At 69.2% G+C, this 2,053-nt stretch carries 5 protein-coding genes; all 5 read left to right on the plus strand.

The window, feature by feature from the left end:
* The coding region (locus UN64_RS21145; protein WP_216352803.1) for a hypothetical protein at window positions 1–426 on the plus strand (426 nt) is incomplete at its 5' end.
* Between the two features lie 34 nt (window positions 427–460).
* Window positions 461–910 (plus strand): single-stranded DNA-binding protein, encoded by a 450-nt coding sequence (locus UN64_RS19765; protein WP_077365943.1) that lies wholly within the window; start codon window positions 461–463, stop codon window positions 908–910.
* A 131-nt stretch (window positions 911–1,041) separates the two neighbouring features.
* Window positions 1,042–1,344, plus strand: a complete 303-nt coding sequence (locus tag UN64_RS19770; RefSeq protein WP_216352804.1) for a glutaredoxin family protein — start codon at window positions 1,042–1,044, stop codon at window positions 1,342–1,344.
* Entirely contained in the window at window positions 1,344–1,703 is a 360-nt protein-coding gene (locus tag UN64_RS19775) for a hypothetical protein (RefSeq protein ID WP_077365945.1), read from the plus strand. Before UN64_RS19770 ends, UN64_RS19775 begins: the two co-directional genes overlap by 1 nt.
* The coding region (locus UN64_RS21150) for a hypothetical protein (RefSeq protein ID WP_216352805.1) at window positions 1,700–2,053 on the plus strand (354 nt) is incomplete at its 3' end. The genes UN64_RS19775 and UN64_RS21150, both read left to right, overlap by 4 nt.

Below are 2,053 nucleotides of genomic sequence, written 5' to 3' on the forward strand. Positions count from 1 at the left end.
GAGGCGTTGGCGATCCGGCGGGCGTTCCCGGATGACCTGTCGGGTTTGTACACGTCGGAGGAGATGGCGCAGGCCGACAGCCCGGCCCCGGCCCCTCGCGCCCAGGCCCAGCAGTCGCAGGGTGGGTCGCGTCTGGCGCAGGCGATGGGCCAGCGCCCCCAGCCCCAGCAGCAGCCGGTGGAGTCCCAGCCGGAGCCGTGGCAGGCGCAGTGGGCCGAGTTGAAGCAGGCCCTCCACCAGGCGGGTCTGGCCCCGGAGGTTGATCGGGGCGACCTGTGGCTCGCGAAGTTGACCGAGCTGACGGGTGCGGAGTGGACGCATCCGAACCAGATCAGCCCGGAGGCTGCGGCGGAGGTCTTCCAGATGCTCACCACCCCGACGGCGGACGAGTCCACGGGCGAGATCGTCGACGAGCCCACCGCCTGACCACCCAAACCCCTCACGAAAGAAGGCATCACTCATGGCTGAGATTCAGTTCACCGGCAACGTCGCCGCCAACGCGGAGCTGCGCTACACCCCGAACGGCTCCCCCGTCCTGAACTTCCGGGCCTGCGACTCGAAGTCCCGCAAGCGGGACGACGGGTCCTGGGAGACCCTCGCGGAGACCTGGTTCAACGTCTCCCTGTTCGGGCCGGCCGCTGAGGCCCTTCAGCACGAGGTGCAGAAGGGCACCCGAGTCAAGGTCGCGGGCGAGTTCTACACCCGCGAGTACGAGGGCAAGAACGGGCCAGGTATCTCAAATGACGTGCGCGCCGTGGGCGTGCAGGTCCTCCCGTCCCGCAAGAACGACGGCCAGGGCCAGAGCGGCGGCTGGGACAGCAAGCCTGCGGCCCCGTCCGGTGACGCCTGGACCGGTGGCGACAACACCGGCGGCTGGGGCGGGGCACCCGCCGGCACCCCGCCCTTCTGACCCTGTCACAAATCTACTGATACCCGCACGGGTATCAGCGGAAAAGAGCCCGCGTCCGACCCAGCGGCCGCACCGGGAGCAACGCCCGGGGCGGGCACCCCCACCACCACCCAGCATGAAGGGACACCCCCGTGACCGTCACCGACATCACCACCCAGATCGCCGCCCGCAACGGGGCCGCCGTCACCATCTACACCCGCTCCACCCCCTACTGCGCCAAGTGCGTCGCCACCAAACGAGCCCTCGACCGGCGCGGCGTCACCTACACCGAAGTCGACCTCGCCCACAACCCGGACGCCATGAACTACGTCAAGGACCTCGGCGCGACCGCCGCCCCCCTCGTCTACGTGTCCAGCCCCGACGGCGACGACTACTGGTGGGACCTGCGCACCGACAAGATCGAGGAGCACTTCGGTCGGACGGCGGCCGCCTGATGGGAAACAAGGTTGCCGCCACCTGGCACGGCGTCGCCTGCGACGGCGACTGCTGCCGCAACCCCCATGCCGTCTGCCACCACCGCCACGTGTGCGCCTACCACCTGCAAGGGGCCGGCCAGCGCCGAGACGAACGACTCTTCGAGCAGGCATACACGTACACCGGGCAGCACCGGACATCCGCCCCCCAACCTGACAGGTCCACGATCCAGCCCAAAAGCAAGGCCACAACCTGGACCCCGTACCGGGAGGCCCTTACCGCCGTCCAGCAGCAGCGGGCCGAACGTGAGCATGCCGAGCACCAGTCACACGTCGCATCCCTGACCGCCTACCTCGCGAAAGGAGCCGCGTTCTCATGACCGGCTACGTCCATGGGGCGTCCCGGACCGCGGCGGACCTCCGTAAGGCCGGCAGGCTCATCCACGACCTCCGCCGTGAGATCGCCCAGGTGACCACGGAACGGGACACCGCAGAGACCCAGCTGCGACGCACGGCAGCGCAACGCGACCTGCTGGACCGCCACATCGAAGAGATGCGTCAGGCGCGGTCTGAACGGGTCAGGGCCTTGGAGATAGCGACCCGCCCTGACCTGAGCAGACCCCCGGTCGATTACAGCCCTGGTGCCGGGTCCCACCGTCTCGCACTCGCCGCCGCGGAGATGGGAGGAGTGGGCGGCACGGAACCTAGCGAAGAGAGAGGAACACCAGCA

The organism is Fictibacillus arsenicus, from assembly GCF_001999465.1.
GTDB lineage: Bacteria > Bacillota > Bacilli > Bacillales > Fictibacillaceae > Fictibacillus > Fictibacillus arsenicus.